The sequence below is a fragment of the Nocardia nepalensis genome (assembly GCF_048910785.1).
GTDB lineage: Bacteria > Actinomycetota > Actinomycetes > Mycobacteriales > Mycobacteriaceae > Nocardia > Nocardia nepalensis.
Genome location: NZ_JBKBET010000038.1, coordinates 58879 through 71682 on the forward strand (window position 1 = coordinate 58879; position 12804 = coordinate 71682).

At 66.6% G+C, this 12804-nt stretch carries 14 protein-coding genes; 4 read left to right on the forward strand and 10 right to left on the reverse strand.

The window, feature by feature from the left end:
• Positions 1-64: 64 nt before the first annotated feature.
• Positions 65-274, forward strand: a complete 210-nt coding sequence (locus ACHQ4I_RS34720) for a BldC family transcriptional regulator (RefSeq protein ID WP_330250627.1) — start codon at positions 65-67, stop codon at positions 272-274.
• Positions 275-396: 122 nt separating this feature from the next.
• A complete protein-coding gene (locus ACHQ4I_RS34725; protein ID WP_476445414.1) occupies positions 397-609 on the forward strand; it encodes a hypothetical protein in 213 nt (70 codons plus the stop codon).
• A gap of 304 nt (positions 610-913) precedes the next feature.
• Here ACHQ4I_RS34725 and ACHQ4I_RS34730 read toward each other — a convergent pair whose 3' ends face one another.
• The gene (locus ACHQ4I_RS34730) at positions 914-1537 is read right to left on the reverse strand and encodes a DUF8020 domain-containing protein (RefSeq protein ID WP_420776133.1); all 624 of its coding nucleotides are present in this window, start codon (positions 1535-1537) and stop codon (positions 914-916) included.
• Between the two features lie 318 nt (positions 1538-1855).
• On the opposite strand from ACHQ4I_RS34730, the gene lppU reads away from it, so the two are divergent.
• The gene (lppU, locus tag ACHQ4I_RS34735) at positions 1856-2518 is read left to right on the forward strand and encodes an LppU family putative lipoprotein (protein ID WP_420776134.1); all 663 of its coding nucleotides are present in this window, start codon (positions 1856-1858) and stop codon (positions 2516-2518) included.
• 70 nt (positions 2519-2588) lie between these two features.
• Here the strand turns inward: lppU and ACHQ4I_RS34740 are convergent, their stop codons facing one another.
• Together ACHQ4I_RS34740 and ACHQ4I_RS34745 are read right to left on the reverse strand one after the other, a co-directional pair.
• Entirely contained in the window at positions 2589-3152 is a 564-nt protein-coding gene (locus ACHQ4I_RS34740; protein ID WP_420776135.1) for a flavoprotein, read from the reverse strand.
• Positions 3153-3178: 26 nt separating this feature from the next.
• Complete coding sequence (locus ACHQ4I_RS34745) at positions 3179-4336, reverse strand: helix-turn-helix domain-containing protein (RefSeq protein ID WP_420776136.1); 1158 nt, start codon at positions 4334-4336, stop codon at positions 3179-3181.
• 174 nt (positions 4337-4510) lie between these two features.
• On the opposite strand from ACHQ4I_RS34745, the gene ACHQ4I_RS34750 reads away from it, so the two are divergent.
• Positions 4511-4816, forward strand: a complete 306-nt coding sequence (locus ACHQ4I_RS34750) for a hypothetical protein (RefSeq protein WP_420776137.1) — start codon at positions 4511-4513, stop codon at positions 4814-4816.
• 532 nt (positions 4817-5348) lie between these two features.
• Here the strand turns inward: ACHQ4I_RS34750 and ACHQ4I_RS34755 are convergent.
• From ACHQ4I_RS34755 to ACHQ4I_RS34785, 7 genes are all read right to left on the reverse strand, one after another.
• The gene (locus ACHQ4I_RS34755; protein WP_420776138.1) at positions 5349-6536 is read right to left on the reverse strand and encodes an NAD(P)/FAD-dependent oxidoreductase; all 1188 of its coding nucleotides are present in this window, start codon (positions 6534-6536) and stop codon (positions 5349-5351) included.
• Positions 6537-6617: 81 nt separating this feature from the next.
• Positions 6618-7559, reverse strand: coding sequence for an RNA polymerase sigma factor SigJ (gene sigJ, locus ACHQ4I_RS34760; RefSeq protein ID WP_420776139.1), 942 nt, complete (start codon positions 7557-7559; stop codon positions 6618-6620).
• A 151-nt stretch (positions 7560-7710) separates the two neighbouring features.
• The gene (gene ccsB, locus ACHQ4I_RS34765) at positions 7711-8679 is read right to left on the reverse strand and encodes a c-type cytochrome biogenesis protein CcsB (protein ID WP_420776140.1); all 969 of its coding nucleotides are present in this window, start codon (positions 8677-8679) and stop codon (positions 7711-7713) included.
• A gap of 2 nt (positions 8680-8681) precedes the next feature.
• Entirely contained in the window at positions 8682-10319 is a 1638-nt protein-coding gene (resB, locus tag ACHQ4I_RS34770; protein ID WP_420776141.1) for a cytochrome c biogenesis protein ResB, read from the reverse strand.
• Entirely contained in the window at positions 10316-11152 is an 837-nt protein-coding gene (locus tag ACHQ4I_RS34775; protein ID WP_420776142.1) for a cytochrome c biogenesis CcdA family protein, read from the reverse strand. The genes resB and ACHQ4I_RS34775 overlap by 4 nt, the downstream gene beginning before the upstream one ends.
• Before the next feature lie 270 nt (positions 11153-11422).
• Positions 11423-12046 carry a TlpA disulfide reductase family protein gene (locus tag ACHQ4I_RS34780; protein ID WP_420776143.1) on the reverse strand — a complete coding sequence of 208 codons (624 nt, stop codon included), beginning with the start codon at positions 12044-12046 and terminating at the stop codon, positions 11423-11425.
• Positions 12043-12720, reverse strand: coding sequence for a histidine phosphatase family protein (locus ACHQ4I_RS34785; RefSeq protein WP_420776608.1), 678 nt, complete (start codon positions 12718-12720; stop codon positions 12043-12045). Before ACHQ4I_RS34785 ends, ACHQ4I_RS34780 begins: the two co-directional genes overlap by 4 nt.
• Positions 12721-12804: the final 84 nt, after the last annotated feature.

Consider the following 12804-nt stretch of genomic DNA (forward strand, 5'->3'; position numbering starts at 1 on the left):
AGGGGTCACAGTGCAACGATGGCGCCATCTGATGAGGGAACTGTCGAGAACGGAGAGGTTTGCTATGACTGCGATCACCGTCGGCGGCCAGGACACCCTGCTGACACCGGGCCAAGTGGCCGCCATGTTCCACGTCGATCCGAAGACCGTGACGCGCTGGGCCCACGCCGGGCGCCTCGGGTCCCTCCGCACACCCGGCGGGCACCGCCGGTTCCGCGAGTCCGAAGTGCTCCAACTGCTCAGGTCGCTCACCACCGAGGCCACCGCACGCTGATCGCGGGCCGCGCGGGCCCATGGCGATCCGTTCTGTATAGGGGCCCGCGCCCACCCGGCAACGTGAATTTCGCGTCTGCAGTGTTCGAAGGCTACGCACGCGACTACCCTCGTTAGCAGGAGGTGAGCGACGTGACGTACCTGTTGGCACTCATCGCAGTTGTGGCAGTCGCGGTGTTGTGCTGGAAGGCGTTCGGCCCCGAGAAAACCGGACCGGGCGCGCCAACCGCGCGTTCACCACAACGCAAGCGCATCAAGGGGCCGGACGACGACCCCGAATTCCTCTGGCGCATCTCGCGCCAGCATCGTGATGGCGACGGGCCTGCCGAGCGCTGAGTTGGGTGGTCTCGTAGTCCAGCGATGGATGGCGCGTGGATAGCGGGCCGTATCGGGTCGAATGCCTCGACGGTTGCCGACGGCTGTCCGCAGACCAGCGCAAGCGCGAATCCCCGAGTCACGCAACCATATCGACCGCACGATCTTTCCCGCGGCGCGCTGCGCGAATCATCGCACATTCAGTGACTACTCAGCCTGTGCGAGGTAGTCACTGAATGTGCGCCAGCCCGGCGCAGCAAGCCGCGCGCTGACTATGGCGGCTGTCGGCAATTACCGTGCCCGGCAACGTTCGGCCCGATATCGATCACGGCTCGCCGTTGACGACCGCCATCATGGCGTCCATGAACGACTGTCCGCCCATGATGTAACCACCGGCGATCGCGCCGACAACCGCGCCGATCGGGCCGGTGATGATGCTGAAGAAGAAGACGCCGACGATCGCGCCGATAATGAGGCCGAGCACGCCGCCGACGACCATGCCGACGATGTTCTTGTTGATTTCATCGGTCAGGCGGGCCATGGAGTTGACCGGCTGCATCTCGCCGATGTTCTTGGCGGTCAGTTTCGGTGTGAGAGCGAGGGTTCGGCCGTTATCGGTGATCGCCTGGTCGACCGCCAGGTGCGTGCCGGAGAGTTCGTAGGTCAGCGGGACTTCGGCGACCACGTCGCCGGCATCGGACTTCAGCAGGACCTTGGTGCCGTTCTCGGCGAGTTCGAACTTGCCGCTGTCGACGGCCGTGGTCATCACCCGGTGCACTTCCTTGGCATCCTTGGCGTCGGAAAGCACCGTGCGGTAGCCGATTCCCTGCTCGACGCCGGAGATCGACTCCTCTTTGGCGACTTCCACCGGCTTCGCATTCGCGGTTGCCGCCGCGACTCCTACGGCGGCGACGGACAAGAGCGTGGCAGCGAGCATGCCGAACTTCATCAAGGTTTCCTTCTGGCAAGCACCGGCCCCGGTAGCCGGTTGACGCGTCTAGCGCCACGTAGCTTGTTGCCCCGCACCGCAATTCGCACACCCCCCAGCGGCCATCGTTATTCAATTGTTACCGAATCATCCGACCCATGATCGTTTCAGACAGGTATCTTGCCTATCCCCAAAAATGGGATGACTCGACGGGCACACACCGGATGGTGTAGGCATGACGTGCTCAATCCAAATGCAACATTCAACTTCGGATCTCCGCGCGCGCGAGAACTATCGGATCTCCGCGCGCACGAGTTCGAACACCCGTGGAGGACGTCAGTGTCGCGTCAACGTGTCCGTGCCGGTGTGACCTTGACGGTCTTCATCGCGGTGACGGCGCTGGCGGCGGCCGTTGTGGCCGTGGCCGCGATGTCGCTGAGCAACGACAAGTCCGCCGGCGGCGCGCCCTCCCCCGCGGCCCAGAACGACGCCGCGCCAACGACATCGGCACCGCCGACATCCGACGACCTCCTGACGACCACCGAGGCGCCGCCGACGACCTCTGCCGTCCGCAGCACCTTCGACAAGATCGCTGGCGGTCTGAAGGTCGAGGTCGGTGACTGCGTCGAGATCGGCGGCAGCGGCGACAGCACCACCCTCGGCAAGACCGCCTGCGGCGGCCCGAGCTCCAACTACAAGATCATCGACAAGGCGCCCGAGAACGCCGCCTGCCCCAGCGACGCCGACCGCTCCCTCAACGACACCCTGCGCGGCATCAACCGCGCCGCCCTCTGCCTCGACATCGACTGGGTTATCGGCGGCTGCATGGACCCGAACAAAGACAGCCCCAAGCGCCTCGACTGCAACACCAAAGGCGTACCCAACGCCGTCCGCGTCGTAGACATCAAACAAAACACCACAAACGTCAACGTCTGCTCCTCCAGCGACCGCGGAATCGTCTACCAGCAACGCCAATTCGTGGTCTGCGTGCACCGGTTGTAACCGGCATCCTGTCGAGGTTGGCGAGCGGATCGTCCAGGGATCGGGCCTCCTCGGCAGGATCGCCCGAAGGTCAAGGTCGGTTCGGCTCTCCCGACCGCCATGGGTGATCGAGTAACGATTGCCATGCTGCCGCCCAGGGGAACCGGCTCATGTGGTCACCACCGGATCTCGGTTCATGCGGCGGATCCTCAGCCAGCACCGTTACGCCCCATGTGGATAGCTTCCGCACGGCTTCTCCGACCGGCGGAAAGCTCATAAGTGCCCGATTCGCGAACGGCACTGCCACAACGGGCATCTGGAGTCCGACGGCTTCCACCAGTAGGCCGAGCGGCAACGTGTCCGAGATCCCGGCAGCCCACTTTGCCAACGAGTTCGAAGTGATCGGCGCGACGATCATCCCCTCCGCTTTGGGTAGCGCGTCAGGTGCGTCAGGGTCTTTGTATTCGCTGCGCACAGGATGACCGGTCTTGGCCGCCAGGGCATCGGCGTCGATGAACCGGCGACCGGCCGGGGAGCTGACCACGCACACGTCCCATCCGTCCGCGTGGGCCAAGTCCACCAGCACACCTACATCGCGGGCCACACGTGCACCGGTTACGAGTGCGTACAGAACGGATCGGCCGTTGTCGTTCACCGTTTCATCGTGCCAGTCCGCCGCCGTTAGAGCGTGACACCGACCCAGGATGCGAACCCGGCCAAGCTGTCGGTGCGTCGGCGTTCGGCCGCTGCAATGCCATACAGCGTTTCGCGCACCGAGGGATGCAAGCGGGTCTGCTGTGGCGCGGCTGCCCGAGCCTTGTTGAGCGCCGCGAGCGCCCGCTCCGGCTTGCCGGACATGAGCCACGCCCGCGCGTTGTCGTGCCAGTGATGAGCTACCCGCGTCGGCGGCGCATCGGCCGAGTATGTGAGCATGGAACCCTCCACAGCGCACTTATTCGGATCGCCCGCCTCGAGTTCAATTGCATGTGCGTGGATTTCGACGTTCAACGGTCCGAACGCGGTCATATAAAGATCTGTCTCGCCGGTCTGACCGGCGAACTCTCTGGCGGCATCGATATGAGCAATAGCATTGGGGTAGTTGAGTTTTCGCGCCGCATTGATCGCTCCAGCAAGGTGCGAGTATCCGGCGAGCACCATTCCGGAGCGGGAAGAGTCGGCGGCGCCGATGGCCAAGTCGATGAGCTGCCCGGCGACCCCTGATTCGCCGTAGTGGGTGAGCACGCGGGCGCGGGCCAGCGCCGAGAATGCACCGTAATGGAGATCATCAGCGAGGGGCGCGTACGTGTCCGCGAGATCCAGCGCGGGAAGCGCCAGCATCATGTGCCCTGTGCGCCGTACCGACCATTCCGCCAACACATAGGCCGAAGTCAACAGGGTGTAGGCGTATGCCTTTGCGTCACCCGATGTTTCGCGGACTGCACCGTGTATTCGGCGGATCAACGCAGGCAGTACCTCGATGGTTTGGCGAGTGCGGTCGCTGCGGTAGAGCTGCTGCGCCGCCGCCAGATCGGCGGTCAGTGCCTCGACGGATCCCGGTTCGGTGGCACGGGCGTAACGGCCCTCGGTGAGCAGCACCGACAAGTCGTTGATCGCATCCGACATCGGCTTGCCGTCGTCATAGGGCGCGCCGGTCAACTGTTCAGGCGTGATCCGTAGCGCCTTGGCGACGGCGGAGATGAACCCGGGGCTTGCCACTTCCCGGCCCTGTTCAACCGCTTTCACCATCGACAGCGAGTAGCTGGCGCGTAGGGCGAGCTGGCGTTGCCCAAGACCGGCAATCTTGCGCTCTGCTGCAATCCGCTGACCTACATGTCCCATGAAGGCCAGCGTAGATCGATGTTCGCGTCACCGCGCCGAACTGTCCCTCGTCTGTCCCTCGCCGAACTTGCTGGCAGCGAAGCTCATAACCAGCCCCGCCGCTGGGTCGACGCCTTGTCTCACATCACCTCCCCGGCGGCGAGTGCTCACCAATCGCAAAGGGGAGGCACAGCGATGAGATATGAACCGACCGCGCTCGGATGGGTCGACTTCGAGACCAGCGCCGCGCCGGACTGGGACCGTGCCCAAGTTCGGAGGCTGGCCCGACGGTTGGGATACGAGTTGATCTGGCTATCGGACGACACCGTGCTCAACCTGGTCGACGCGGTGCGAGCCGAAGATGTCGACGCTGTGATCACCCCGGCGCCCAACCACCTGGACCTCGTGACACTGAACCGGCTGATGACCCTCGCGGACATCGAAACGGCGTGCCCGAGAACATCCTTCGCACGGTGGGCGGTATTCGGAGCCGGCGCGTGAAGCGATCGGAAATCGCCGTGCCGTCGGTGCCGGCGCCCGGCGGCTTACTGTCGGCGGCCCAAATCCAACGCGACGCCAGACTAATCAGTCGCGCCACTCGGAATGCCCTGGCCCAGTGGGCAACCCACGGGCTCATCGCGCCGTGCGGGCGGCGTAACCGCTGGCAGATCACCGAGTGGGGCCGGGCAGCGCTGGAGGCGACGCCGGGCCGGGGCGGATGAGTATGTGGCAGGTCATCGGATGGTCGGTCGTAGTCGGCTTGCCGGCAGCGGTCTGCGTCGGTGTCGTGGTAAGCCCTCCCCGAATACGCAGCGGCAGCCCGGAAGACGTTGCTCGGCTTCATATTCGGGATGAAGCCAAGGCCCGCGACCAGAGCAGCGAATAGCCATATCCAGCGGAAAGTCTTCCGACCCTAGTTCAGCCCCGCACAGCAGAACAACGTGCCGCGCAGGCGCACTGATCGTCTGCCGCATCCTGGTCCGCCCCAGCTCGTTGCGGCTGGGGCGGACCTGTGCCGGTTCCGCACCCGCGCTCAGACGGTCGCGGCCGCAGCCGCCACGCCGGTCTCGACGACCCGGCGACGCCGGCTCGGCGCCAGGAACGTCGGGTGCCGCACGCTCCAGGCCACGATCGAGCAGATCAGTTCCTTCACGCGGGCGGCCTTGCGGCCCACGTCGACCTTCGAGGTCGGCTGATCCTCCTTGGTCACCTTCTGCACGATGGCATCGCGGCGGCCGAGGCTGATGCACTGGCTGTTGTAGCCGATCGGGGCATCGGGGACTTCGCGTCCGGTCAGCCGGGCGGCAATGGCGTCGGCGCCCAGCCAGGCCATCGGGGAGGCGGTGGCGCAGCCCATGCGCAGCGTCTTGCCACCCACTCCCGCGGCGTGCGCGGCATCGCCGACGGCGTACACGTCCGGGTGCGAGACCGAGCGCTGGGTGGCGTCGACGACGATCCGCCCGGCCTCGGAGACGGTGAGCGTGCTGGCGGCCGCGATCGGGTGCACGGCGAATCCCGCTGTCCAGACGGTCATTTGCGCGAGGATCTCCGCGCCCGACCCGGTGGCCACGCCATCTTCGGTGACCCGGGTGACGTTGGCGTGCTCGTGGACGGTGATGCCGAAGCGTTCGAACGCGCCGCGCAGATGGCTCTGCGCCTTCTCGTCGAGCCAGTCGCCGACACCGCCGCGCGCGGCCATGGCGACCTTCAGATCCGGGCGCGCCTCCGCGATCTCGGTGGCGATCTCGATGCTGGTCAGGCCGCCACCCACGATCAGCACGGTCTCGTCCGCCCGCAGCTGGTTCAGGCGTTCCCGCAGCCGCAGCGCGGCCTGCTTGCTCGCCACCTGGTGGGCGTGCTCGACGACGCCGGGGACGCCGAAATCGGCGACGGTGCTGCCCAGGGCGTAGACGAGTGTGTCGTAGGCGAGGGTCTCGGGCCCCTGCTCGCCGATCAGTTCGACGGTCTTGCGGTCCGCGTCCACCGAATCGACCCATGCGATGCGCACCTGAACGCCGGTGCCCGCGAACATCTTCCGCAGTGGGCGGACCGGCAGGTCCTGCCCGGTGGCGAGCTGGTGCATGCGCACCCGTTCGACGAAGTCGGGATCGGCGTTGACCAGAGTGATCTCGACGTCGTCGCGGTGCAGTCGCTTGGCCAGGCGGCCGGCGGCGGTGGCTCCGGCGTACCCGGCTCCGAGGACGACGATGCGGTGCTTCATGGTGTTGCTCCTGTCTCGGTGGGTTCGGAACTTGAACCGGACAGCCTCACGAATGCTGACAGGAGTCGACTGTGATACGGGTCACCATAGATCGGGCAGCGGCGCTCCCGGTGCGTACGTGGCCCACTGGCGATTGGCGTGCGCCAGCTTGTCGGGGTTGACGTGGCCGTGCACGGCGGCGATGCCGTCGGCGGTCACCTCCAGCACCACGACGCCGACGATCCGATCCTCGGCCACCAGGACCAGCGCGGGGCTGCCATTGACGATCGCGGCGAACGGCGTGGGCTTGCCGCCGAGCTTGTCCCACTTGGTGCCCGATGGTTTGATGGCGAGCCGCACGAACAGCGCGATGCGCTCGGCGCCGACGACCGGCCTGTTCAAGGTGGCGAAGAAGACGCCGCCGTCGCCGATGATGGTGGCGTCATCGGTGAGCAACCGCACCAGCTCGTCGGTCCGACCGCTGACCGCCGCGGTCAGGAATTCCGCCACGATCCGGCGGGCCGCTGCCTCGTCCACCTCGATGCGCGCCCGTTCCAGGACCAAGTGCTGTTTGGCGCGGCGATAGACCTGCTGACAATTGGATTCGGTGATGTCGAGCAGGTCGGCTATCTCATGGTGCGGGTAGCCGAAGGCCTCGCGCAGCACGTACACCACGCGCTCCTTGGCGGTGAGCCGCTCCATGAGCGTGAGCATGGCGATCGATACCGATTCACGCTGTTCGACGGTGTCGGCCGGGCCCAGCATCGAGTCGCCGGCCAACACTGGCTCCGGAAGCCATTGCCCCACATAGGTTTCCCGGCGCGCGCGGGCCGAGGCGAGCTGGTTGACGCAGAGATTGGTGAGCACCTTGGTCAGCCACGCCTCTGGCGTCTCCACGTACTCGCGGTCGGCGGCATGCCAGCGCAGATACGTCTCCTGCACCGCGTCCTCGGCGTCGCTGGCCGAGCCCAGCAAGCGGTAGGCGATCGCCTCCAGGCGACCCCTGGAGCTTTCGAAAAGATCGGCCTCGCGCGTGAGCAACATGTCAGCCATGGTCGGCCATCCGCACCGGTCGCGTCCAGCCGTACCGGACCTTCGCATCCACGCGCCGAGGCTGCCCGCCGAGACACCTTCCAGGACCTCCGGCACTGTTACGCGTCGCTGGTGACGCCTTTCGGAGGCCGATCCTCGGCTCTTAGTTCAGCCCCGCGTAGCTGTGCAGACCGCTGATCACGATGTTGATGATGAACAGGTTGAAGAGCATCGCCACGAAACCGGCGATGTTGATGTACGCGGCCTTGGTGTCGCGCCAACCGGAGGTGGCGCGGGCGTGGAGGTACGCGGCGTACAGCACCCAGGCGATGAAGGAGCAGGTCTCCTTGGGGTCCCAGCCCCAGAAGCGGCCCCAGGCGGCCTCGGCCCAGATGGCGCCGAGGATGACTCCGGCACCGAACAGAGGGAAGCCGATGATGGTGGTCTTGTAGGCCAACCGGTCAAGGGTGCGGGCGTCGGGGAGGCGGCGGGCGATGGTGCCGAGGATGTTGTCGGATTCGGCGCCTTCGGGCTGGCGGAGGCGGTAGAGGAAGAGCAGGCTGGCTATGCCGGAGACCATGAAGACGCCGCTGCCGATGCTCACGATGGTGACGTGGACGGGCAGCCAGAACGACTTCAGCGCTGGCACAACGGGTGCCGCGTCGGCGTAGAGCACGGTGCCCGCCAGGAACAGCAGGATCAGGATCGGAACGAGCAGGAAGACCCACATCGCGCGGTAGCGCTGTTCGCGCAGGAAGACCATGCCGACTACGGCGGCCGCGGCGGTCGCCATGGTGACGAATTCGTACATGTTGCCGAGCGGGAAGCGGTGGGTCGCGAAGCCGCGCAACACGATCGAGGTCACGTGCAGGGCGATGGCGACGAACAGCACCGAGAACGCCATATTGCCCGCACGCTCCGCGAACGGCTTGGCCTGCGGGGTCTCGACCCGTCCCGGCACCGTGGGACGCTCGGATCCGCCGCCCACGGTCACCAGTTCACGTGCGACGACCTTTTGTGTCCGCGCCGCCGCGTACTGCACGATCAGCAGCACCAGCACCAGCGCGTACACGACGATCGCCGATTTGAAGGCGAGATCGCTGTACTGGGCGATGGTCTCGTCGATCGGCATGGTCACTCTCCCGTGGCGGATTGGTCATCGAGCAGGCGCTCGCGCAGGCGATCGAATTCGCCGCCCCAGCCCGCCTGATCGGTTCTGGCGAGCCCGCCCATCTCTACTACGGTGCGTCGTTTGTCAACGGTACCTGCTTCGTCATCGGCCGGGTAGGCGCGGATCCAGATGCGCCGCCGCTTCACCAGCAGCGACACCAGCAGTCCGGCCATCATGGCCAGCGCGCTGACCAGCACCCACTGCTGCGCCGGATCATGCGATACCTGCAGGTTCACGAATTCCTGCGCGCCATCGAAGGTGACCTTGGTGCCGTTGGGCAGGGTGGTCGACTCGCCGGGGCGCAGGTTGACCCTGGCCTCCTTGGTCAGTCGCCCCTGCTTGACCTGCTCGGGATCCAGCGCGAACAGCGACTGTGGCTTACCGGTATCCAGACCGGTGTCACCGCGGTAGACGTCCACCGCGACCGCCGGATCGTTCATGGTCGGGAACGACGAGGTCAGCAGGCTGCCGTGCAGCAGCGCGGTCGGCGCGAACAGACCTTCGATGGCGATCTGGTTCTTGCGGCGTTCCTCATCGGTCGCGTACATGCCGCCGGGCGGATCGATCCGCAGCACACCGCTGGACAGGAAGGTCTGCGCGTTATCGGGCCGCCACTGGACGGTCTCGGTTCGGGTCTGCCCGTTCGGGAAGGTCACCGTGAACGTCGGCGCGAAACCGTGGCCCTGCAGATACAGCCGGTCCCCCGCGACGCGCAGCGGATGGTTCACCTGGATCTGCGCATCGCGCCAGGTGTTGCTCTGCAGATCGGACCCGGCCTCGTACTCGATATTCGAGGTGAACATCTCGGCCTGGCCGTTGCGCAGGTAGTCGGCCTTGAAGTCCTTGACCCGCACGCACAGTGGCGCCATACCGGTGCCGTCGTTGATATTGCCCGCCTTGAACGAGTCGAAGACCGCGGGCGAGGTGGTGCAGAAGCCGGGACCGTTGTTCGCGATGACGATCACGCTGCCCTCGTAGCCGAAGAGCTTGCCGACCGCGATGGCGACGAGCAGCCCGACCAGGGCCAGGTGGAAGACGAGATTGCCGAGTTCGCGGGTGTAGCCCTTTTCCGCGGAGAGGGTGACCTCACCGTCGCGAGTGCCGTCGCGGACCTCGGTTCGCCAGCCGCGCAGTTCTTTGCGCGCATGCTCGAGCATGTGGTCCGGCGTGCCGTCGACCGTCTCGGAGTAGTGGTGCGGCAGCCGAGACAGGTTGCGCGGCACCCGAACCGGCGGCGTGCGCAACGCGCGATAGTGATCCACGCAGCGCGGCAGAATGCAGCCGACGAGCGAAATGAACAGCAGCGCGTAGATTGCCGTGAACCAGAAGCTGGAGAACACGTCGAACAGCTGGAACCGGTCCATCCACGGACCGAGCGTCGGCCGGTCGGCGATGTACTGGGCGACCTTGCCCTCGTTGAGATTTCGCTGCGGCAGCAGCGCACCCGGAATCGCGCCCAAGGCCAGCAGGAACAGCAGCACCAGCGCGGTGCGCATGCTGGTGAGCCCGCGCCAGGTATTGCGCACGAGCGCCCACACGCGCCCGAGCGGGGACTGCTTCGACGGCGTCACCGGCGCCTCGGGTCTGTCGATCACGGTCATATCGGCAACGTCACCTCGGAAACGAACCCGTCGCGCACCCAGGCGACGAACTGGTCCCAAGCACCCGTGACCAGCGCGATCCCGACCGCGACGAGCAGCATGCCCCCGATGATCTGGATGGTGCGGGAGTTGCGCCGCAGCCAGCCGACACCGCGCAGCGCGCTCGCCGAACCGAAGGCCAGGATCACGAACGGCAGGCCGAGGCCGAGGCAGTAGGCGACGATCAACGCGACGCCGCGCACCGCCGTCGTGCCCTCGGTACCCGCGGAGACCGCCATCACCCCGGACAGCGTCGGCCCCAGACACGGCGTCCAGCCGAGCGCGAAGACCGCGCCGAGCAGCGGGGCGCCCGCAATGCTGGTGAGCCGGCGCGGCTCCATCCGGGTATCGCGCTGCAACGCGGGCACCAGACCGATGAACACCAGCCCCATCAGGATGGTGACCACACCGCCGACCCGTTGCAGCAGTTCACGATTCACATTCAAGGTCTGGATGACGCCGAAAACCGTTGCGGTGGCCAGCACGAACACCACGGTGAAGCCCGCGACGAACAAACCGGCCGCACCGGCCACTCGCATCCGACCCGTACGCGCCGCAGCCCGATCGACCGAAACCGCTATGCCGCCAAGGCTTTTGGCTTGCGCCGCGGTGGCTGGCGGCGCCTCGGCGCCGACCAGTCCGGCGAGGTAGGACAGGTAACCCGGAACCAGCGGCACGACACACGGCGAGGCGAACGAGACCAGCCCGGCCAGTACGCACGCGCCGAGCGCCAGCAACAACGGCCCCGTCGCCGCCGTCTGCTGGAACGAATCACCTACTGCGGCAAGCACCATCAGTCGGTCTCCACCGGAGGTCGATCAGCCTGCTCGGGCACCGGCGCCGACTCCGGGGCGAAGTCCATCATCGAATCGGCTGCGGCGCTGCGCGGTACGGCGGCCACGCCGACCCACCGGTCATCGACCGTCCAGACACCGCGAACGAGACGAGCGGCCTGCCGCGGGCGACAAGCACGCGGGCTACGAGTACGGCGATCGCGATTCACGATTGCACCTTCCTACCGCTCGCTATCGAGCGGGACGTAATTACGGCATGGGCCGAACGGGTCACTGCGAACCTTCCGCGGCAATGCGTTCGACAACTGGTTGGAGGTCTTCCGCCAAGAGCGAGCGGAGGAAGACAGCGGCGACCCGATGTTGCCGATCCAGCACCAGCGTGGTGGGAATGACACTGGTCGGGAAGTTGCCGCCGAGCGCGAGCAGGGTGCGCATGGACGGGTCGTAGACGGACGGATAACCGACCTTGTTGTCGACGACGAAGTCCTGCGCCTTGTCCTGCTGGAAATCACGGACATTGATGCCGAGAAAGACGACGCCCCTGTCCTTGGTTGCCTCGTAGACCTTTTCGAGCGCGGGCGCCTCGGCGCGGCACGGCCCGCACCACTGCCCCCACAGATTGAGCACGACCACCTTGTCCGGGAAGTCGGCGACCGAGGTGGTCTTGCCCGAGGTCATCAGATCCGGCCCGGCGAGCTTGCCGATGGTGCCACGCGCGGCGGGCGGATCGTAGAAAATATCGGTTTTGCCGCCGGGCGAGACGAATTCGAACGTACCGCCGGAGGCCACCGCATCCTTCCCGGTCGAACAACCAGCGAGCGCGGCGACCAGGGCCACGCACGCGAGCAGGACCGGCGCAAAGCGCCGGGCCAACGGCCGGGAGGAAGTTCTCATGCGCCGTGCACCGTGGGATCCGAACCGCCGGCGGGCTCGGAGTAGACGATGTCGACGAGGGTGTCGCCCTGGTAGACCAGCGAGGTCAGCGAGGCGAGCGAGCACTGCCGGTGGCGCGGATCGTGCCAGAGCCGCTGGCCCTGTAGGAACCGCCGCAGCGTCCAGACCGGCAGCTGATGCGAGACCAGTACCGCCTCGTGTCCGGCCGCCTCGACCCGCGCCTTGTTCACCGCGGCCAACATGCGGTGCGCGATCTGCAGATACGGCTCGCCCCAGGACGGGGTGAACGGATCGCGCAGCTTCCACCAGTGCCTGGGCTTGCGCAGCGCGCCGTCGCCGACCGAAACCCGCAGGCCCTCGAAGGTGTTACCGGCCTCGATCAGGTTCTCGTCGGTGCGCACGAGCAGCCCGTGCTGGCGTGCGATCGGCTCGGCGGTCTCCTGTGCGCGCTGCAGCGGCGAGGCGATCACCAGCGCGATGTCGTGGTCGCCCAGTGACCGCGCGACCGCACCGGCCTGCACGCGTCCGGTCACCGACAGGCTGAACCCGGGCAGGCGACCGTAGAGAATGCCCTTCGGGTTGTGCACCTCGCCGTGCCGAAGCACGTGCACGATGGTTTCGACGGCGTCGTCATCGACCGCGTCGGCCGAATTCGCGCCGCGCGGGCGGGTGATGGTGCCGGAGGTACGCGGCGACGCCGCGGCGACGGGCTCTTCGATCTCGCCGGAATCGGGCTGGTCGACCGTCTCCGACTCGTC